The 19,354-nt window shown below is 51.6% G+C and carries 18 protein-coding genes and 1 tRNA gene; 11 read left to right on the top strand and 8 right to left on the bottom strand.

Going from position 1 to position 19,354, the window contains the following annotated elements; all coding sequences use genetic code 11:
- Nucleotides 1–249 precede the first annotated feature (249 nt).
- Together nagA and nagB are read right to left on the bottom strand one after the other, a co-directional pair.
- Nucleotides 250–1,431, bottom strand: coding sequence for an N-acetylglucosamine-6-phosphate deacetylase (gene nagA, locus EXW96_RS15870; RefSeq protein WP_174350943.1), 1,182 nt, complete (start codon nucleotides 1,429–1,431; stop codon nucleotides 250–252).
- Nucleotides 1,428–2,156, bottom strand: coding sequence for a glucosamine-6-phosphate deaminase (gene nagB, locus EXW96_RS15865; protein WP_174350942.1), 729 nt, complete (start codon nucleotides 2,154–2,156; stop codon nucleotides 1,428–1,430). The genes nagA and nagB overlap by 4 nt, the downstream gene beginning before the upstream one ends.
- A gap of 235 nt (nucleotides 2,157–2,391) precedes the next feature.
- Here nagB and EXW96_RS15860 point away from each other — a divergent pair, with 235 nt between their 5' ends.
- Nucleotides 2,392–5,247 carry a cadherin-like beta sandwich domain-containing protein gene (locus EXW96_RS15860; protein WP_254611400.1) on the top strand — a complete coding sequence of 952 codons (2,856 nt, stop codon included), beginning with the start codon at nucleotides 2,392–2,394 and terminating at the stop codon, nucleotides 5,245–5,247.
- Nucleotides 5,248–5,412: 165 nt separating this feature from the next.
- On the opposite strand, the gene mtnA is transcribed toward EXW96_RS15860, so the two are convergent.
- Both mtnA and mtnK read right to left on the bottom strand, forming a co-directional pair.
- Nucleotides 5,413–6,504 carry an S-methyl-5-thioribose-1-phosphate isomerase gene (gene mtnA, locus EXW96_RS15855; RefSeq protein WP_373864963.1) on the bottom strand — a complete coding sequence of 364 codons (1,092 nt, stop codon included), beginning with the start codon at nucleotides 6,502–6,504 and terminating at the stop codon, nucleotides 5,413–5,415.
- A gap of 25 nt (nucleotides 6,505–6,529) precedes the next feature.
- Nucleotides 6,530–7,735: an S-methyl-5-thioribose kinase gene (mtnK, locus tag EXW96_RS15850; RefSeq protein WP_074727261.1), complete on the bottom strand. Its 1,206-nt coding sequence runs from the start codon at nucleotides 7,733–7,735 to the stop codon at nucleotides 6,530–6,532.
- A 207-nt stretch (nucleotides 7,736–7,942) separates the two neighbouring features.
- On the opposite strand from mtnK, the gene EXW96_RS15845 reads away from it, so the two are divergent.
- Nucleotides 7,943–8,122, top strand: a complete 180-nt coding sequence (locus EXW96_RS15845; protein WP_174350941.1) for a hypothetical protein — start codon at nucleotides 7,943–7,945, stop codon at nucleotides 8,120–8,122.
- Nucleotides 8,123–8,192: 70 nt separating this feature from the next.
- On the opposite strand, the gene EXW96_RS15840 is transcribed toward EXW96_RS15845, so the two are convergent.
- Nucleotides 8,193–8,360 carry a hypothetical protein gene (locus tag EXW96_RS15840; RefSeq protein WP_054817164.1) on the bottom strand — a complete coding sequence of 56 codons (168 nt, stop codon included), beginning with the start codon at nucleotides 8,358–8,360 and terminating at the stop codon, nucleotides 8,193–8,195.
- Between the two features lie 158 nt (nucleotides 8,361–8,518).
- Here EXW96_RS15840 and EXW96_RS15835 point away from each other — a divergent pair, with 158 nt between their 5' ends.
- From EXW96_RS15835 to sufB, 6 genes are all read left to right on the top strand, one after another.
- Nucleotides 8,519–9,103 (top strand): DUF1802 family protein, encoded by a 585-nt coding sequence (locus EXW96_RS15835; protein ID WP_174350940.1) that lies wholly within the window; start codon nucleotides 8,519–8,521, stop codon nucleotides 9,101–9,103.
- Between the two features lie 114 nt (nucleotides 9,104–9,217).
- A complete protein-coding gene (gene sufC, locus EXW96_RS15830) occupies nucleotides 9,218–10,048 on the top strand; it encodes a Fe-S cluster assembly ATPase SufC (protein WP_174350939.1) in 831 nt (276 codons plus the stop codon).
- Nucleotides 10,049–10,080: 32 nt separating this feature from the next.
- The gene (gene sufD, locus EXW96_RS15825) at nucleotides 10,081–11,394 is read left to right on the top strand and encodes a Fe-S cluster assembly protein SufD (RefSeq protein ID WP_074727258.1); all 1,314 of its coding nucleotides are present in this window, start codon (nucleotides 10,081–10,083) and stop codon (nucleotides 11,392–11,394) included.
- Nucleotides 11,391–12,617 carry a cysteine desulfurase gene (locus tag EXW96_RS15820; RefSeq protein ID WP_174350938.1) on the top strand — a complete coding sequence of 409 codons (1,227 nt, stop codon included), beginning with the start codon at nucleotides 11,391–11,393 and terminating at the stop codon, nucleotides 12,615–12,617. Before sufD ends, EXW96_RS15820 begins: the two co-directional genes overlap by 4 nt.
- Nucleotides 12,604–13,029: a Fe-S cluster assembly sulfur transfer protein SufU gene (sufU, locus tag EXW96_RS15815; RefSeq protein ID WP_062406911.1), complete on the top strand. Its 426-nt coding sequence runs from the start codon at nucleotides 12,604–12,606 to the stop codon at nucleotides 13,027–13,029. Before EXW96_RS15820 ends, sufU begins: the two co-directional genes overlap by 14 nt.
- Nucleotides 13,030–13,043: 14 nt before the next feature.
- Nucleotides 13,044–14,441: a Fe-S cluster assembly protein SufB gene (sufB, locus tag EXW96_RS15810; protein WP_062406913.1), complete on the top strand. Its 1,398-nt coding sequence runs from the start codon at nucleotides 13,044–13,046 to the stop codon at nucleotides 14,439–14,441.
- Between the two features lie 364 nt (nucleotides 14,442–14,805).
- On the opposite strand, the gene EXW96_RS15805 is transcribed toward sufB, so the two are convergent.
- Nucleotides 14,806–15,036: a hypothetical protein gene (locus EXW96_RS15805; protein WP_174350937.1), complete on the bottom strand. Its 231-nt coding sequence runs from the start codon at nucleotides 15,034–15,036 to the stop codon at nucleotides 14,806–14,808.
- 329 nt (nucleotides 15,037–15,365) lie between these two features.
- On the opposite strand from EXW96_RS15805, the gene EXW96_RS15800 reads away from it, so the two are divergent.
- Nucleotides 15,366–15,437, top strand: a tRNA-Lys gene (locus tag EXW96_RS15800).
- 143 nt (nucleotides 15,438–15,580) lie between these two features.
- Here the strand turns inward: EXW96_RS15800 and EXW96_RS15795 are convergent.
- Both EXW96_RS15795 and EXW96_RS28085 read right to left on the bottom strand, forming a co-directional pair.
- A complete protein-coding gene (locus EXW96_RS15795; RefSeq protein WP_309225123.1) occupies nucleotides 15,581–16,585 on the bottom strand; it encodes a ThiF family adenylyltransferase in 1,005 nt (334 codons plus the stop codon).
- 74 nt (nucleotides 16,586–16,659) lie between these two features.
- Nucleotides 16,660–17,376 (bottom strand): molybdenum cofactor biosynthesis protein, encoded by a 717-nt coding sequence (locus EXW96_RS28085; RefSeq protein WP_054819308.1) that lies wholly within the window; start codon nucleotides 17,374–17,376, stop codon nucleotides 16,660–16,662.
- Nucleotides 17,377–17,507: 131 nt separating this feature from the next.
- On the opposite strand from EXW96_RS28085, the gene EXW96_RS15785 reads away from it, so the two are divergent.
- Together EXW96_RS15785 and EXW96_RS15780 are read left to right on the top strand one after the other, a co-directional pair.
- Nucleotides 17,508–17,657, top strand: a complete 150-nt coding sequence (locus tag EXW96_RS15785; protein ID WP_160327335.1) for a hypothetical protein — start codon at nucleotides 17,508–17,510, stop codon at nucleotides 17,655–17,657.
- A 233-nt stretch (nucleotides 17,658–17,890) separates the two neighbouring features.
- Nucleotides 17,891–19,345 (top strand): bifunctional metallophosphatase/5'-nucleotidase, encoded by a 1,455-nt coding sequence (locus EXW96_RS15780; RefSeq protein ID WP_174350965.1) that lies wholly within the window; start codon nucleotides 17,891–17,893, stop codon nucleotides 19,343–19,345.
- Nucleotides 19,346–19,354: the final 9 nt, after the last annotated feature.

Genomic DNA, 19,354 nt, shown 5'->3' with positions numbered 1-19,354 from the left:
CAGCGCATTATCGCATACCCATGAAGTGTTGGAATGACTCTGCTGGACGAGGCTTCTCCGTTCATGCGGCTCAGCCGGACGTTCATATGGAACATCAATTCAACCAAGCCTGTTTGGAAAGTAACGGACCTGAGTCCGTTCATCTAAACAGGCTTTTATTCGCTATGCCGCGGCTAAGACTTTATCAAGCTTCAAGGTTCCCCGCTGATTTCGTTATAACGAACATCGGCGGGATTTTATTTTTCCATTTTAGAACAAAACAAGGCTGCCCTTCACCCATACTTTGTCGATCGACAGCTCCGGAGACACCAGCAGCAGATCGGCCTGTTTACCGGGCGCAATACTTCCGGTCCTGTCCGCAATGCCGAGAGCCTTGGCAGGGTTATGGCTGGCCATCCTGCTGACCTCGGGCACTGATGCGCCGATGGTGTTGACCATGAACCGAAACGCATCGATCATCGTCAGGGTACTGCCAGCCAAGGTGCGGCCGTCCTTTAATGTGGCGGCTCCGTTTCGTACTGTCACCTCGAGCCCGCCGAACCGGTAATCCCCGTCGCCAAGCCCGGCGGCGGATATGGCGTCCGTAACCAGCATCAGGTTATCGCTGCGTTTCACCTGCATAAGAAGACGGATGCATGCCGGGTGGATATGGCGGCCGTCTGCAATCATTTCCGCACCGATGGCATCCTCGGTCAAGACGGCGCCGACGACGCCCGGCTCTCTGTGATGCAGCCCTTTCATCGCATTAAACGTATGAACCGCATGGCGCAGGCCGTGCCGGACGGCTTCTCTGATTTGTGCGTAAGTAGCGTCGGTATGACCGCAAGCGACAACGATCCCTTGACCGGACAGCTTCTCGATGAGAGGCAACGCGCCCTCCCTTTCGGGAGCCAGTGTCAACAACCGGATCAGCCCCGGGTACTGCCTTGTCCAATCGTCTATCCATTGCTGCCGGGGTGCAACGATGTAGGCGGGGTTCTGGGCGCCGGGATATGCCGGACTGATGAACGGTCCTTCCAAATGTACTCCTTCCAGCTGTGCATAGGGCATTTGTTTATTCCGGAACGAATGAACCGATTGCAGTACCTTTGCTAGCTCCTCTTGCGGAGCAGTCGTCGTCGCCAGCATCGTCGTTGTCCCGTGGCTCCCATGGAAGCGTGTAATTCCTTCCAGCGCTTCGGCAGACGCGTCCATGAAGTCATGTCCGTCCCCTCCGTGCACATGCACATCGATAAAACCGGGCAACAGCCAGAAGCCGCCGGCATCGATGATTTCTTCTGCAAGCTGCAGGAGCTGCGGGTCCAGCTCCTGCATAGGCCCCGTCTCTTGAATGATGTCCCCCTGCAGAAAAGCATAGCCTTGTGCAAGGACCCTGTCTAAAGTGACGATGTTCGCATGAAGGATAAGCGTTGTTTTTATTCTTGAGTTCATCCTAGCCCACTCCCCGCATCCGTATCCAAAAGCACCGTTACATCTGGATGGGTCTGCAGAAAAGACGCCGGACATTTCGTCGTGACCGGCCCTTGCAGCGCCCTTTTTACAATATCGGCTTTGTCCGGTCCGCGGACGGCAAGAAGAATCCTTTTGGCCTTGAGTATCGTTCCGACTCCCATCGTGATCGCCTGTGCAGGCACTTTCTCGGGCATGCCGAAGAAACGGGCATTCGCCTCGCGCGTTTGCTCTTGGAGTTCGACTACGTGCGTTACGTGCTCCAGTTCCTCATCCGGCTCGTTAAAGCCGATATGTCCGTTGTGACCGATGCCAAGCATTTGCAGATCGATTGGCCCGGCTTCCTCCAGCAGGCGGTCATAGCGCCTGCACTCCGATTCCAAATCGGCCGCCATGCCGTCGGGAATGTGGCACTGCTTCGGAGGAATGTCTATTTTGCCCAGTAAATGCCGCTGCATATAGCTGTAATAGCTTTCAGGATGGCCGCGCTCAAGCCCCACATATTCATCGAGATTAAATACGGCGGCCTTCGCAAAGCTGACCAGCCCTTGACGATGCGCTGCCGCCAGTTCCTGATAGATGCCGACCGGCGTACCTCCGGTGGCAAGCCCGAGGACGGCTCCCGGATTCGTTTGCAGTATTTCGATGATCATGCCGGCTCCGGCCTGGTTCAATTCCTTTTGCGAGCGGAATTTAAGGATATTCATTGCGTTATCTCCCTTTTTCTTGCCGTGAAATCGTCCTTTGATTCAAGAGTATGTCAGTTATTTTCTTATTATTTATTATATTATCATAATGATTGGCATGAAAAAGAAATAGCTTTGGCTTCCATCTGTCTTCGGATGATCTCTTTCTTTCTAAAAAACTATCAAAAATCCGGTTTCCTGCCGAAAATAAGATATGATAGGGATGGTAGATCTATACAGAGAGGAAGTTAAATTTATGATTCACAAGCCGGAGGCGGACTGCGGCATCCACCTGTTTGGGCTGCGGAAGAGGGTTCGGTTTGCAGCCGCCATATGTCTGCTATTCTTCTTGTTCTTGCAAATGGATGCCAACCGTACACAGGCCCATCCGATCGAATATGAATTACATACCCTAACGCTCGCGGATCAAAACGGCAACGCGATTCCGGATTTTCAATTCTCCACAAATACCAGGACATATGATATCGATGTTTCCGGCAGCGTCACTCGTCTGACCATTGCTGCCGAAGCGGAGAATGAGCATTCGGTGTCTATCTATCCCTCGAACCCTGTCCCGCTGCTGTGGGGCTCGAACCGGATTACGATTGGGGTGGGAGAAGGGGATACTCCTTACACTTTAACCGTGCACAGGGGCGCCAAATCTCCGGATCTTCACTTGGAGGAGCATTTTGCCGAGTTCGAAATGTCACAGAACATATCCACCGTGAAACCGACGGAGGACGGGGGACTGATCGCTCTGGGTACCCGTTATGGGACAAGCCAGTTATACAAGATGAACGGGCAGGGTGAAGTCACGGCGAAGAGCACGCTGTTGAATATCAAGCTGAATGACGTGCTGGAGATCAAAAAGAACCGGTATCTGGTCGTTGGAACGCGTGCGGATACGCCGGGTGGGACGCATCGTCCCTTTGTGGCTGTTTATGAGGCCATACCCGGAGCAGGGCCGGCAGGTTTCTTTCAACCTTTGACCGCTCTTTCCCCGGGATTAGGCGATGAAAAATCAGATCCCGTCTCCATCGTACGTATGGAGTCCGCAGATGAGTATATCATTGCGGTCAACCGGAATATCAATTCCGCTTGGGCCATACAACTGTACCGTTTAAAAATAAATGCGGATCCGGTCTTGCAGATCCTGTCTCAGACTACGATTTCAGGAGCGGATTCTTATTTTGCAAACAAAATCGTCAAAGTCGGCGGTTCGGATCATTATTTGGTCGTAGGTTATGCCCGGGATCGGGTAACGCAGGCGAATCACGGTCTTCTGGCTAAAGTTCATTATAACGCCGACGCGGACACGCTTTCTCCGGTTAACGATTTCGGAACGGACGGATTGGTGAAATCCGGTTTGGCTCCGATGGCCTATGTGTCGGCTGCGCAAGCAGGTGAAGACCGGTATGTCATTCTGGGGACGCGGGAGTCGTTCCCCCCCCATGTCGGTAACGCCGAGTTACATGTCGTCAAAGAAGACGGTTCTTATGCGGATGAAGCCCGGCTGCTGCCGGATTTATGGGTTCCAAACGGTAATGGAGCTTTGGCGGCCGCGCCGGACGGCGGATTTGTCGTAGGGGGAATAGCGATATCGTCAGGCAATCCTGACGTGCACAAGGGATACGTATACAAGTTTGGAACGTCGCTTGAAGAGCATTGGAAACAAACGATGGGAGGCCCCGGGCACATCATCGGCGTATCGGCTCTTCTGCCGCTTGTCAACGGGGATATTTGGGTTTCCGGAGGTTTTTTTAAGAACTGGGGAGATTTGCACCGAAAAGGTTATATAGCCAATGTGCTCGGTCCGGCTGCGCTAAACCGTATTGAACCCGCGGATCTGACTTATGTGGCAGCTAACGAAAGCGGCGCCGGCCAAGGATATCTGGACGATACTCATCTTACCTGGAACGTACCGGGGAACGTAAATCGTATACAAGGGACGGTAGATCGGAAACCCGGCCAAACGGTTCGAGTAAACGGGAAACTGCTTCCGGAAAATGAGCCGTTTCACATTTTTCTTCCCGAAGTGAACAATACGGCGAAGATTGAAGTGACTGCGGCGGACCAGCTTACGAAGAAGCTGTATACGCTGGATATCATCAAAACTCTTCCATATCAGGCAACGGTTACCGGAGTGACATATAACGGGACTCCGCTCATTCCTTACGAGCATCTGCAAACATTCTATATGCCTGTTACCTCAAGCGTATACCAGGCCAATCTGGACGTGGTTTTAAGCGATCCGTCAGCGACGTTTGACTTGTTCCCGTCTGAAGGCGTAACGCGTGACATGAATCGTATCCATATCGATTCCTTGCCTTACGGACAACAGTACTCACTCGCGTTAACCGTTCATTCTGTCGAACACATTCCAAGCCGATGGACCATTAGGATAGGTCCGCCGTCGAACGATGCGGAGCTTAAACATCTTTACGCCCAATCGCCATCGGCTGTAGTAGAGCGGGCCCCGGATCGCTTTATCGTGACGGTACCCAACGAGATGTCCCATGTGACGCTTGATCCGATCATTTCCGATTACGCGTCTATTGTTCAGGTAACCGGGGCCCGTTTCGATCCGACGACTCAGTCCATTGAGGTTTCCTTTTTGCAAGAAGGATCGAATCCCGTCACCGTCGTTGTACAAGCGCAAAGCGGGATGACACAGACCTTTGGGATTGATGTGATCCGAGACCAAAGACGGGAGGTCGGCGCCATTGTGCCTTCTCTTCAACCCGCCGGCAATATGTGGTTTGAAGTCACATTGTCGACCTTGCCGGCTGACGCAGCCATTTATTATACCGTAGACGGCACCGATCCTACGTTGTCAAGCGCTTTATATGATCCGGAGAATAAGCCGCGATTGTTTCCAGGCCAAACCTTAAAAGCGATCGGGGTCAAATGGGGGCTGAGGAATAGTCCTGTGCTGGTCCTCACCGGACCCGATCTTGAATATCCCGGTTTGCGGGATATCAGCGATATACTAAGTAAAATCAATGATCGTGCCGATGTCTATGGCGGGGGCTTCGGCACAAGGGACGTCGAATATTGGCTCAGTAAGATTAAGCCCGTAAAGGTTGTACCTGTTCCTCCTCCAGCCGGATAAATCAAATGGACCCTGCTTCACTAACAGAAGCAGGGTCCATTTGGTTAAGTAAGCCGCTTGTGCATTCGGAGCCCAATAAGTCCAGTGTCTGGAATATCGGCTGCAGTACAGGCCGCTGAATTCCATTATTACGCTGAAGCGGGGATATCCCCGAAGCATCGGCTTCTACGCAAACAGTTTTTTCAAATTTTCCGCGTAGGGTGCGCGGATAATGCCTTTTTCCGTGATAATCGCTGTGACATATTCGTTCGGCGTGACGTCAAAGGCAGGATTATACACCTTTACGCCTTGCGGCGCCGTACGCTTTCCGAAGCCCTGTGTAATTTCGTCCTCGTGCCGTTCTTCAATCGGGATGTCGGCGCCGGTCGGCGTATTCAGATCGATGGTTGACATCGGACATGCCACATAGAACGGGATGCCGTGGGCCTTGGCCAGGACAGCCACGCTGTATGTGCCGATTTTGTTGGCTACGTCTCCGTTGGCGGCTACGCGGTCCGTACCGACGATTACGGCTTGTATCCAGCCTTTGGACATGACGGCCCCTGCCATATTGTCGCAAATCAAAGTGACGTCGATCCCGGCCTGCTGAAGCTCGAATGCGGTCAGCCGCGCTCCCTGCAGAACAGGACGGGTCTCGTCGGCAAACACCTTGAGCGACATGCCTTTTTCCTTGGCCAGATACATCGGCGCCGTCGCCGTGCCGTACCGGGCCGTGGCGAGACCGCCCGCATTGCAGTGCGTAAGGACGCCCATGCCATCCTCAAACAAAGACAAGGCGTGCTCGCCGATCAGGCGGCATGTTTCCTCGTCTTCCGCCTGAATGGCGCGGGCTTCGTCCAGAAGCGCCTGCTTCACTGCATCCACGCCGACAGGCTCGGCAGTTCCACCAAGCAGCGCCTGCGCCCGTGCTTTCATCCGGTCGAGCGCCCAGAACAAATTCACCGCCGTCGGACGCGACGTCGCCAGGTAATCGCATTGGCGGATTATTTCCGCCAGCAGCGCTTCACGGCTGCCGGAGAACTTCCGTACGCCGAGATATACCCCGAACGCCGCCGCGATGCCGATGGCCGGCGCGCCGCGGACCGCGAGCTGCTTGATGGCGTCCCATACCTGCTCCGAGGTGGTCAGCTGAAGGTAAACGATGTCTTCCGGCAGCCGCCGCTGATCGAGCAGGTCCAGATGATCCTCCAGCGAGTTCCACCGGACGGATTGCAGCCAACCTTGCGTATGTTGTTGTTCTATCGTCATGACGGCCATTGCTCCTTTTGTCTAATTCCAACCCTTAGCTGACGTTTTTTTCCGCAATCTCAATCATTTGTTCAATCGACTCCGCTTTGCGGTGAGACTTGATCAGCGTTGTGCCGATCGCCAAAGCAATCCGTTGGGCGCGTTCTTTGGCTGCTTCGTCCTCCAGCTTATTGATATCGGCTACCTGCGCGAGACCGTGGACGCGGCGGACGATTTTGCAGCCCGCATATCCGAACGTATCCTGCAGTAGCCGTGTCATGTACAAATCCTGGTATCCGGGGGTCTTGGACATCCGGTCCACACCGTGTTCGTCCCAGAGCGCCCTGAACTCGGAGTCAAACTTCTTCCAAATATCCCGGATCGTTTGGGTAAGATAATTCCGGTAATCCTGACGGGATGCGGCGTCCGGGCTCCAGCCTTCCTGAGCTGCATAATTCAGCAGCAGGTTAGCAAGTACAGCTCCGATGTCAAAGCCCATAGGGCCGTAATAAGCAAACTCAGGATCGATGACCTTGGTCGAATCCGGCTTGATAAAAATACTTCCGGTATGCAGGTCTCCGTGAATCAGCGCCTGCGCCTGCGTCAGAAATTTTTCGCGGAGGATGGCGACCTCCAGATGCAGCTCCGTATCCTTCCACACCGCTTCCACCGCATCACGGATGGCGGGCGGGACGTTATTGTTCGGCGAATCCGTATACGGGTCGTCAAAAATGAGATCCTCCGTGATTTTGCACAGCTCCGGATTGATGAAGCGCTTCACCTGTTCTTTTTTATCCTGCTGGTTCATGCCCAGGTCGGAAGTGTAAAAAAGGGTCCGGGCCAGAAACGTTCCGATATGACTTGCAAACAGCGGGTATTTATTCCGTTCCATCAAGCCGCGCCGCATGATGACATGGTCGCTGAGATCCTGCATGACGGTCAGCGCAAGCTCCGGTTCATAGGCATGGACATGCGGCACCAGGTCAGGACACAGCGATTCCTGAATCATCAGGGCCTCGCTCTCGATGCGCGCGCGATCCAACGTCAAAGGCCAGGATTCCCCGACGACTTTCGCATAGGGGAGCGCCTGTTTGAGAATAATGCTTTTGCCGGTTGAAGGTTCTGAAATGTGAAACACCAGATTCAAGTTGCCGTCTCCGATTTCCCTGCTGGTCAGCTCGCTGTCCTTCTGAAACAGGTCGGGTATTTGTCTTGCGTAATCAATCGCTTCGGCTTCCGTAAGCGCGCGATATGCGGACATGGAACATCCTCCTTCTACATGACATAACTTGTAACCTCTAGTATAAATCAAATACCGCCGCGTTGGGAATAGAAGTTGAAAGTTTTTGGCTTTTCAAGCTTGCAGGGACGGGGGGTTTTTACAAAAAGTTCACATCCCGATTATATTTGCATCATATATGACTTATACAATGATGGCTGAGGTCATAAAGATGAAGGGGATTGACTCATGAAGAAAGGTTTCGAGCGCATCGTTTTTACCGCTGCCGCTGTCGCAGTGCTGCTTATCCTGGGATGGGTTTCGGCGGTAAATCCGGACGGTGCCCTGCAGGCCAATCCTATGAAAGTTAACCGGGAGCAGTTCGAACGGATCCGTGAAGCGGCTGTGTATGTATACGACGGCAAATAAAATCTTATAATATGAAAAAAGGGAGGCTATGATGCCTTCCCTTTTTCGTTCACCCAGCAAAATAAGATGATTAAAACATTTTGTTGCGGTGCTCCACCAAATCGATAGCTCCCAAAACGACGTGTGCCAGTCCAAACCCCACGACCGCCGCGGCGGCCATCGGATATTTGTTGCGCAGAGCGGCTCCGGACGCAGTGACAGCTGTCCCCAAAACTGTTGGAATCAGTCCTTCGCGCATAGCTCTTCATCCTCCTCGTTTTTGGTTTGATGCAGCATTTTTATTATCGATATAAGCGATTGTTTTTATGCCGCATCGGAATTGCATTGTTTTGGATGAAGAACTATAATATCGTAAATGGAAAAGGTTAGCGCAGTATAGGACAAGGGGGGTACAGCATGCGCGGACTGGAGCAAGAACAAGCTGTCGGCTTGAAGGAGTGGGCGGTGGCGGTTGAGGCGCTGCGGACAGGCCGTCAGCTTCTGATTATGCGAAAGGGCGGGATCCGGGAGGAAACGAAGGACTTTCAAGTGGAAAGCGAGAGCTTTTATTTATATCCGACCTACGAGCATCAAAAAAAAGAATTGATCAAGCCCGAATACCGAAGCGAAGTGAAAGAAGTAGAGGCCGGGTGGAGCGGCAGGCAGACGGAGGCGGTCATCAACTGCTACGCAGAGCTTGCGGAGGACATCCTCATCTCGTCTCAAGAGGAACTGGACCGTATCGCGCGATTTCACATTTGGACCGATTCTTTTGCCGAGGAGCGGCTCAAATGGAAACGGACCAAGCCCTTGCATCTCATGCTGCTCAGAGTATATGAACTGGACCAGGCGGTGCGTATACCGGTGCTTTCCGAATATAACGGGTGCAAGTCGTGGATAAGTCTGCCCCCGGCCCTTTTGAATAAAGTTCCGCGCCGGCCGGTTCTGGCGGATAAGGAATGGATCGCTCAAATTTCCGAATTAAAGGCCGCGTTGGGTTAAAAACGGGTCTTTATTGATTTTTACATGTAAGGTATAATATAATTGAGAATCAGTGAGAATCACTTTAAAATAATTATTAATAAAGAATAACTCAAAGTTGGAGGCTCAATGGTTATGACGAAAAGACCACAATTGATTATAGACGGTTTGAAGGCAACTGTCGAAGGAAAAGAGATTTTGAAAGGACTCAGTTTGTCCATCAATGGCGGCGAAGTGCATGCCATCATGGGACCGAACGGAACGGGCAAAAGTACGTTGGCTTCCACGTTGATGGGACATCCCAAGTATGAAGTCACAGGCGGTTCCGTGTCGCTTAACGACGAGGATGTACTGGAAATGGCGACAGACGAAAGAGCGCGTGCCGGCCTGTTCCTGGCCATGCAGTATCCAAGTGAAATTACAGGCGTCACCAACGCAGACTTCCTGCGCAGCGCCATCAATGCCCGCCGCGGCAAAGGCAACGAATTATCGCTGATCAAGTTCATTCGTCAAATGGAAGCCAAAATGAAAGATCTGGAGATGAACCCTGAGTTCATGCACCGTTATTTGAACGAAGGCTTCTCCGGCGGTGAAAAGAAGCGCAACGAAATATTGCAAATGATGATGCTGGAACCGAAAATCGTCATCCTCGACGAAATCGATTCGGGTCTGGATATCGACGCGCTGCGCATTGTGGCGGAAGGCGTCAATGCGATGCGCTCTGAAGATCGCGGCTTCCTGATCATCACGCACTACCAACGCCTTTTGAATTACATCAAACCGGACTTTGTTCACGTGATGATGCAGGGCCGCATCGTGAAGTCGGGCGGACCGGAGCTGGCCGAGCGTCTGGAAAACGAAGGGTATGACTGGATCAAGGAAGAGCTCGGCATCGTTGACGAAAGAGTAGGGCAAGATGAAGAAGAATTCAAGATGCCCATGAATACTACGGCTCCTAAATTTTAAGCGACCGATCAGGAAAACAGGAGGAATTATCAATGAGTACACAAACCGTTCTTCCCATCGATCGTGCGAGCTTGGTGGAGCAGTCCAAAGCAAGACGGGAGCCGGAATGGATGACCGCGTTGCGCGAAGAGGCGCTGGAGCTGGCAGGATCGCTGGAATTGCCCAAATTGGAAAAAACAAGAATCGACCGTTGGAATCTTCAATCCTTCGGAAACTATAAACCGGTAAAGGCCGCCCGTTCTCTCGACGAGCTGCCGGCCGAAGCCAAGAGCTTGCTTCAAAACGAAGGTCAGGGACAGCCGGATAATTTGCTGGTGCAGCATAATTCAGGCGTGATCTACAGCAGCATATCCGAATCGCTGAAGCGGCAAGGCGTGATTTTTACCAGTCTGGAAGAAGCATTGAACCTTCACGGAGATCTGGTGAAGCCGTATTTCATGAGCGTCGTGGACAAAAGCGAGAACCGCTTGACCGCGCTGCACACGGCATTATGGAGCGGCGGCGTATTCTTGTACGTGCCCAAGAACGTTCAGGTGGAAGTGCCTGTCCAAGCGTTGTTCATAACCGATGACGGAGAAGCCGTCTTCTCCCCGCATGTTCTGATCGTAGCCGAACAGCATGCCTCGGTTACTTACGTTGACAATTTCATCTCTCAAGGCAAGCTCAACGGTTTGGTCTATAACGGCGTGGCAGAGGTCGTTGTTAAACCCGAAGCCAAAGTTACTTTCGCTTCCGTTCACAACCTGGACGAGAGCGTAACAAATTTGACTTACCGCCGCGCCGTGGTAGAAAACGACGCCAGCGTGGAATGGATAATCGGAGAGATGCATTACGGCAACGCGATGTCCGATACGACGACCCTCCTGAAGGGCAAAGGATCGAATTCGGATGCCAAAGTCATTTGCGTTGGTACCGAGGATCAAAAACTGAACGTAACGACCCGTGCGGTACACTTTGGCAAGCATTCCGAGAGCAATATGATTACCCGTGCGGTCATGCGCGATACGGCGACAGCGATTTTTAACGGTGTGACAAAAATTGAAAAAGGCGCGACCAAAGCCAACGGTGAACAAACCGAAAAGGTACTGATGCTGAGCCCGAAAGCGCGAGGCGATGCAAACCCGATTCTGCTTATCGACGAAGACGATGTGAAAGCGGGCCATGCCGCATCTGTAGGCCAGGTTAATCCGGAACAAGTTTATTATCTCATGTCCAGGGGTATTTCAAAACAAGAGGCTGAGCGCTTGATCATCTACGGGTTTTTGGATCCGGTGGTATCCAAGATTCCATTAGAGCAAATCGGATCGCAGCTGCGTCAGCTGGTCGAAAGGAAGCTGGGACAATGAATACGGCAGAACTCCGGGAGCTGTTTCCCATTCTTCATCAGGAAGTGAATGGTCATCCTCTGGTATATCTGGACTCGGCGGCTACGTCCCAGAAACCGGTGTCCGTCATCGAGGCGGTTAAACATTATTATGAGTGGGATAATTCTAATGTGCACCGCGGTGTGCATACTCTTGGTTCAAGGGCAACGGATGCTTATGAAGGGGCGCGCGAAAAGCTGCGCCGCTTCATTAATGCAAAATTCACGGAAGAAGTTATTTTTACCCGCGGTACGACGACAGCCCTCAATCTGGTAGCTTCCAGCTATGCGAGAGCCGTATGCCAAAAGGGAGACGAGATCGTGATTACTCCGATGGAGCATCACAGCAATCTCATACCATGGCAGCAGGTGGCCAAGGCGACCGGAGCTGTCTTAAAATATATTCCGCTCCAAAAAGACGGGACCATTAGCTTGGCGGATGTAGAAAAAACGATTACCGGCAATACCAAGATCGTATCCGTGACTTATGTTTCTAACGTGCTTGGAGTGGTGAATCCGGTAAAGGAAATTGCCGAGATTGCCCATCGGAACGGAGCCAAAATCGTCGTAGACGGCGCGCAAAGCACACCCCATTTGAAGGTTGACGTTCAGGTGCTGGATTGCGATTTCTACGCTTTGTCCGGTCACAAAATGTGCGGCCCCACTGGAATTGGCGCGCTGTACGGCAAGAAGGAACTTCTTCAGGAAATGGAACCGATCGAGTTCGGCGGCGAAATGATTGATCATGTCGGACTGTTCGAATCTACATGGAAGGACCTGCCGTGGAAGTTCGAAGGGGGAACGCCGATTATTGCAGGGGCTGTCGGCCTCGGCGCAGCCATCGATTTTCTCGAGAGCATTGGAATGGATGTTATCGACAAGCATGAGAAGGAGCTTACGGCATACGCTCTGGAGCGGATGCTTGAAATTGAAGGGCTGACCGTCTACGGTCCGCAGAAAGACCGGGCGGGGCTGATCACCTTTAACTTGGATGATGTGCATCCTCACGATGTCGCAACCGTTCTTGACGCTAACGGTGTCGCCGTCCGTGCGGGACACCATTGCTGCCAGCCGCTGATGCGTTGGCTTAATGTAACGGCTACCGCGCGCGCAAGCTTTTATCTTTATAATAACGAAACCGATGTAGACCGTTTGATCGCTTCTCTAATCAAAGCAAAGGAGTATTTCGGTCATGCAATTGGATGATTTGTACCGCAGAGTCATTATGGATCATTATAAAAATCCGCGTAACCGCGGCACCTTTGAAGGCGAAGCGGTCAGCATCAATCTCAACAATCCAACCTGCGGAGATAAAATCCAGCTCCAAATGCAGGTGGAAGACGGTAAGGTCAAAGCGGCCAGGTTTTTGGGCGAAGGATGCTCGATCAGTCTCTCTTCCGCATCCATGATGACAGATGCCGTTAAGGGCAAAACGCTGGAAGAAGCGCTTGAGATGGCAGAGAAATTTTCCGGGCTGATGAAGGGCGAAAACGTTGAATTCGAATATGAGGATTTGGAAGCATTGTCCGGCGTGAATAAATTTCCGGCCCGGATCAAATGCGCCACACTTGCTTGGAATGCCTTGCGAAAAGGTATTGAACAATCCAATGCGAAATAAGGAGGCTGAGAACGATGGCAAAAAAAATGCCGGAACTCGGAGAGTATAAATATGGTTTTCGTGACGAGCACAAAGCCGTATTTCAAAGCGGTAAAGGGCTGACCCCGGAAATCGTAACGGAAATTTCCAGAATGAAGGGCGAACCGGAATGGATGCTGGAATTCCGTTTGAAATCCCTGGAGCAGTTTATGAAGATGCCATTGCCGCGTTGGGGCGGAAATATGGATGATCTCGATTTTAACGATATCCAATATTATGTAAAACCTTCCGAAAAACAAGGTAAAACTTGGGAGGAAGTTCCTACCGAAATTAAAGAAACGTTCGACAAGCTGGGAATTCCGGAAGCGGAACAGAAGTTTTTGGCCGGCGTCTCTGCCCAATATGAATCGGAAGTTGTTTATCACAGCATGCAGAAGGATCTGGAAGATCAGGGCGTTCTGTTTATGGATACGGACACGGCTCTTAAAGAGCATCCGGAAATTTTCAAAAAATATTTCGGAACGATTGTTCCTCCCAGCGATAACAAGTTCGCTGCACTGAACAGCGCCGTATGGTCCGGCGGCAGCTTCATCTATGTACCGAAGGGCGTAAAGGTGGAAATACCGCTGCAGGCTTACTTCCGGATCAACTCCGAGAACATGGGGCAGTTCGAGCGGACGCTGATCATCGCCGATGAAGGCAGCTTCGTGCACTATGTCGAAGGCTGTACGGCGCCGGTTTACAGCACCAACTCGCTGCACAGCGCCGTCGTTGAAATTATTTGCTTGAAGGACTCCCGCGTACGTTATACGACGATCCAGAACTGGGCTCCGAATATCTACAACCTCGTTACCAAACGGGCCGTAGCTGAAGAGAATGCTACAATGGAATGGGTCGACGGCAACATTGGTTCGAAATTGACCATGAAGTATCCTGCCGTTGTTCTTAAAGGCCGCGGCGCTAAAGGCATGGTATTGTCTATCGCCGTTGCCGGCAAAGGACAGCATCAGGATGCAGGCGCCAAAATGATACATCTGGCTCCGGATACGACTTCGACGATTGTCTCGAAATCGATCAGCAAGCACGGCGGTAAGGTCACTTATCGCGGTCTGGCCTCCTTTGGGCGCAACTCCCAGGGCTCGAAAGCCAACATCAAATGCGATACGCTGATTATGGATAATCAGTCGACGTCCGATACGATCCCGTATAACGAGATCATGAATGATAACATCACGCTGGAGCATGAAGCGACGGTCTCCAAAGTATCCGAGGATCAGCTCTTCTATCTGATGAGCCGCGGATTGACGGAAGCGGAAGCGACCCAGATGATCGTTATGGGCTTCATTGAGCCGTTCACCAAAGAGCTGCCGATGGAATATGCGGTCGAAATGAACCGTTTGATCAAGTTTGAGATGGAAGGTAGCATTGGATAATTCCTTTTCGAAGCAAATACGTGTCCGCTGTGACTTTCACGCTTGCGTGCCAGTCGCTCGGACACGTATTTTATTTTATGCCGGTTCAGGGAAGCGGAGATCCGGGAGGGTTCTTCCTCTTTTTGTGGTTTCATGCTTCAGCTTGATAAACGGTTATTACGGATAAATTTAAAATTTCCATAATCAATAACGATGATTTTTCCTTTTTTGTTCAGCCGTAAGTTTTGAAAATTGGGTTTACCGGTACGGCGTCTCATAATTTCATATGGAATGACCCCATTTTTCTTGAATAATTTTTTTAATTTGTACAATTTTCGTTTATATTTTTTTGATTTTGGGAACTTCTTGGAATACTTTTTCATGATTAACCAGTCATATCTGCGCCCATGCTTTTTATTTTGCCAAGATGCTTTTTTATCTTATAAGTAGAGGATTTATAGACAACAAACTCTTTTTTATTGCTTCTGATCCCGCCCTTTGGTTTAGCAATCTTTATCACCGTGCCATTACCCAAATCATATACTAGTCGCCGTGCGCCTGATCCAATCTTTTTTTTTCCTTTAATTTTCTTCCTGATTTTATACCTAATTATCACGGCTGAATGACCTCCGTTTGTTAAAAAATTGTAAATATCACCATTATTATAATGCGAAAAAATGGAATGGCTTGGACGAAATCTCCCCATTTTTAGATTGTGTTACATTTGCTCTATCATCAAACCCCGGTAAATTTTGTCATTTATTGTGAAAGACTTGATGAGAAATACGGGCATAAAACAGCGACACGTAGGACAACTTACGAAAGTTCGAATGTTGAATATGAGCAGACTTGGCCCCGAGCCCATCGGGGTTATTTTTTTGAGGTGGGAGGTTCCGAGAGGGACTTTATTTTTTTATCGTAAAGTGCTATAATAAAAAACAGTTCAGGTCCGTAGCTCAATGGCAGAGCAACCGGCTCTTAACCGGTAGGTTGTGGGTTCGACCCCCACCGGGCCTATATCTGAATTTCCTCTTGCCGACCTCTCGTTAGGTCGGTTTTTATTTGTACAGAACAAATCGATATACCGGGGAACTTGCTGGTCGTTATGATAAAAAGCAGCCTCGCTCTTCCTGGAATCGCAGGAGAAGCGAGGCTGATAATTACATACCGATATAACGGCTGTATAAGCTTTTGGCGGCTACAGGATCGTCTGTTCCTTGAACGATCATTCGGCCGTCCGGAAATAAAACAAGCGTGATGTCATTTTCCAAGTGAAGCTTGAGCAAAAACGGATTCAACTCCAGACGGCCGAGTGGACGGAGCTTGTCGGCCCATTCGCCCAGAGAAAGCGCGGATGGCCGTACAGGTTGAATTTGTACGGAATTTCGCCCGCATAACGTTTGAATGGTTTCTTCCTGAACGCTGGCGTTTAAATAATCAAACCGGCGTTCTCCACAGCAAGGGCAATCGGCCTTCCTCGCCTTGGAAACATCCACGGCGGCGTATTGATTATACCATAAGTCCCAATGAATCATCTTGCGGTTTCTCTGACTATCGGCGCCGATCAGCACTTTAAGCGCTTCTGCTCCCTGATGTGAAGCGACCGTATGAATGATCGGTCCGATGACGCCCGCCGTATCACAGGTCTCCGTCGTTCCTTGTTCCGGAGGTTGTCCGAACAGGCAGCGCAGACAGGGGGTTTCTCCCGGTACGATGGTTAGACTGACGCCCCGTGAACTGACCGCCCCCCCGTATATCCATGGAATACCGTGCTTGACGCTTACGTCATTGATCAGGAAGCGAACGGCAAAATTGTCTGTTCCGTCAAGAATGAGGTCGACGTCCTTCAGCAGGTCGTCTGCATTCGACCAGTTGAGATCGGTCACTACGGGTTCGATCGTCACGGAGGAGTTGGCGGCGCGCAGCCGCGCAGCTCCGGCCTCGGCTTTAGGAGCCGAACCGGCGGCATCGGCCTCATCATAAAGCATCTGTCTCTGCAGGTTGCTTCTCTCAACGAAGTCCCGGTCGATCAACCGTACAAAGCCGACCCCGGCTCGTACCATATGGTTCGACAGCACGGTACCCAGCGCACCCATGCCGACAATGGCCACGCGGGCTTTTTGAAGCTTGGCTTGGCCTTCCTTGCCGATCGGTGCGAACAGGATCTGCCGGGAATAGCGTTCCGGGTCGGGAGCTGAAGCTTGTGCAGCAGCAGCCGAGGATTGTACGTCCTGTACGGTCACTTTGAGACACCTCCTTGACCCGGTATCTCTGCCGTAGGGTTCCAAGGCCCAAGCTGATGCCCTTTCCATTCGGAGCCGTCTTCCCATATTTCCTTTTTCCAGATCGGGACAATCTGCTTCAGCCGCTCAATGGCATAGCGGCTTGATTCATATGCGGCATCCCGGTGCGGAGAGGAGACGGCGATGACAACGCTGATTTCTCCAACCGGAACAGAGCCCAGACGATGAGTAATGGCGATAAGTGTTCCCGGGTATCTGGCGGCGATTTCGTCCCCGATCTGATGCATTGTGCGAAGCGCCATAGGCTCGTAGGCTTCGTATTCCAGCAGGGTCGTCCTTTTGCCGTGTGTAAACTCTCTGGTGGTTCCAATGAACGTCAGTGCAGCGCCGTGATGAGGATGCAGTACTTTAGCCGTTACTTGATCAATGGAAATGGGGGCCCGTGTAAGCTCCATGTTTTCCGGTTCGCCTCCGGATACGGGAGGAATGACCGCTACCTCGTCCTGTTCGCTTATGAATACGTTCTCATCGGCGTAGGCTTGATTCACGGCGATGAAGGAACCGGCGAGCGGTGCGGCGATTTCGGGATATAATTCAGCCAGCTTCGTTTTGAGCTGAGACGGGGTCAGCTTATCTTCTTCAACATCCAGCTCCAGCACGGGGGAGCCTATGCTTTCGGCCAAGCCGGCAAAAAGCAGAAGTTTGAGCTTCATGGTTGTCACTCCATTCTGGCAGCGCCGCCTATCGGCGGACTCTGTTTTTACTATTCAGCATACCATATTTTTAGGAATAAATGATATAATAGATAAGAAGTTCCGAGAAAGAAATCGGAGGTATATTGAGGGTGCTCCAAGTATATGATGATGTAAGGGGTGACGTCCGCTATTTGGCTGGCGAGCTTGCGGCCCTTTGTCCCGAATCGTTTTTGGCCCGCAACCGTGTGAAGGGCGTAAACGGCAAAACGATCGATTGGAGCACCCGATATACGGCATGAATCTCTCGGCCGTGCGGCCGATCCGGCCGCACGCCGATCCGTTTGCAGGCCGCGGCAGAGTGTCTTCACGTGAAAAGTGTTGTGAAATTTTGTGTCTTATTACGATGAAAAGTCGGGGATGGAGGCAACCAGCGGTTTCAATAACACAATCACGCTTGGGCAGCTGCGAAACCCGCATCCGGAACATGGAATTCATATTCTAATTATCGCACTCGAAGGAAGGTGGCCTTGTGATTCCGGAGCGGATTAGGCTTCGTATCCTTCATACGAACGATATTCACAGCCATTTTGAACAATTGCCCCGCATCGCTTCGATCATCGCAAGCCTTCGGCAGGAAGCAGGGGCGGAACATACGCTTTCGCTTGATATTGGAGACCATATCGACCGGATGCGCCCCGAAACGGAGGGAACCGGAGGGCTTGCCAATATTGCGCTGCTGAATGCGATTGGCTACGATGCCGTTACATTGGGGAACAACGAGGGGTTAACTTGCACGCCTGAAGTGCTGAACGAGTTGTACGGAAAGCATGCACGGAGCAAAGTAGTGATTGCCAACCTGCGGGACGCTGAAACAGGAAGCCTGCCTTTGTGGGCGAGTCCTTATGCAATTTTTAATAAATCGGGTATTCAAATCGGAGTTATCGGCGTTACAGCCCGCTTTACTGATTTTTACCGATTGTTGGGGTGGAATGTATCTGATCCGTTCGAGGCTGTCGCATCGCTGGCGGCAGAGCTTCGTCCGAAGGTGGACGTCCTTATCGTGATGTCCCATTTGGGGCTGCGCAACGATGAGAGAATGGCGGCCGAGATTCCGGGCATCGACCTCATTCTGGGCGGACATACCCATCATTTGCTGGAGGAACCGATTCGTTCAGGCCGTACGCTGATATGCGCCGCAGGTAAATTCGGCCAGTACGTCGGGGTAGTCGATTTGGAGCTGGATGCCGTCTCCAAGCGCTTACTTCACGCCGAAGGCGGTGTGAAGGCGGCTGCCGAATCCGAAGAGGAAGAAAGCATTCGATTACAGATTCAGCAATACGCTGTAAAGGCTAAAGCTTCTCTTGACCGGGAGGTTGCTCGGATCGATTGTGATTTGGACGTGGATTGGTACGGCGAGTCCAGATTAGGGAATCTGCTTGCTGCCGGCTTGCGCGATTGGGTTGGAGCCGAGATCGGGCTGGTGAACGCCGGTCAGCTGCTCGGAGGGCTGCCCCAAGGCCCGGTGTCGGCAGGCATGCTGCTCGAATTGTGCCCATCGCCGATCAATCCTTGCCGAATGAAGCTGAGCGGGGCGCAGCTGCTCACAGCGTTGGAGGAATCGCTGCTTCCCGAATTTATGAACAAGCCGCTCTATGGCTTCGGCTTCCGGGGCAAAGTACTCGGTACACTCTGTGTGGACGGGATAACCATCGAGTATGATCCCGAGGCGGCTCCCTACTCGCGCATACTTTCCGTTCTTGTAGGGACGGAAGCTCTCGAACTGGAGCGTCTGTATACCGTAGGAACCATCGACATGTTTACATTTCGGATCGGTTACCTTTCGATCGCAGAAGGCTTGGAACCCGAATTTTTTATGCCCGAATTTTTGCGGGATGTACTCCTTAAGGAGCTGCATAACGCCAGAGCCATGAAGGACAGCAGCCGCAAGCGCTGGGTTCGCATGAATGGACAAGCGGCACCCCATTAATCCGTTTCA

Origin of the sequence: Paenibacillus sp. JMULE4, from assembly GCF_013337105.1 — a bacterium.
In the GTDB taxonomy this organism is placed as follows: domain Bacteria; phylum Bacillota; class Bacilli; order Paenibacillales; family NBRC-103111; genus Paenibacillus_G; species Paenibacillus_G naphthalenovorans.
Note: the sequence above shows the minus strand (reverse complement) of the source record. Positions and strands in the feature narration are given on the sequence as shown.